At 68.3% G+C, this 350-nt stretch carries 1 protein-coding gene; it reads right to left on the bottom strand.

Features of this window, described 5'->3' with window-relative positions:
* On the bottom strand, positions 1-350 hold a 350-nt coding region (locus tag OO48_RS34100; RefSeq protein WP_033223589.1), incomplete at both ends, for an ATP-binding cassette domain-containing protein.

Genomic DNA, 350 nt, shown 5'->3' with positions numbered 1-350 from the left:
AGCTGCTCCAGCAGGTTGATCACCTGGGCCTGCACCGACACGTCGAGCGCGGAGACCGGCTCGTCGCAGATGATGACCTCGGGCTTGAGCGCCAGGCCGCGGGCGATGCCGATGCGCTGGCGCTGGCCGCCGGAGAACTGGTGCGGGTACCGGTTGATGTACTCCGGGTTGAGGCCCACCACGTCCAGCAGGTCCTGGACGGCCTTGCGGCGGTCGCCCTTGGGCGCCACCTCGGGGTGGATCTCGTAGGGCTCGCCGATGATGTCACCGACCGTCATGCGCGGGTTCAGCGAGGTGTACGGGTCCTGGAACACCATCTGGATGTTGCGGCGCACCGCCTTGAGCGCGGA

It is taken from the genome of Kitasatospora phosalacinea, from assembly GCF_000716545.1.
GTDB classification, from domain to species: Bacteria; Actinomycetota; Actinomycetes; order Streptomycetales; family Streptomycetaceae; genus Kitasatospora; species Kitasatospora phosalacinea.
The sequence above is the reverse complement of the archived record's forward strand: the minus strand, read 5'-3'. Positions and strand labels throughout refer to the sequence as shown.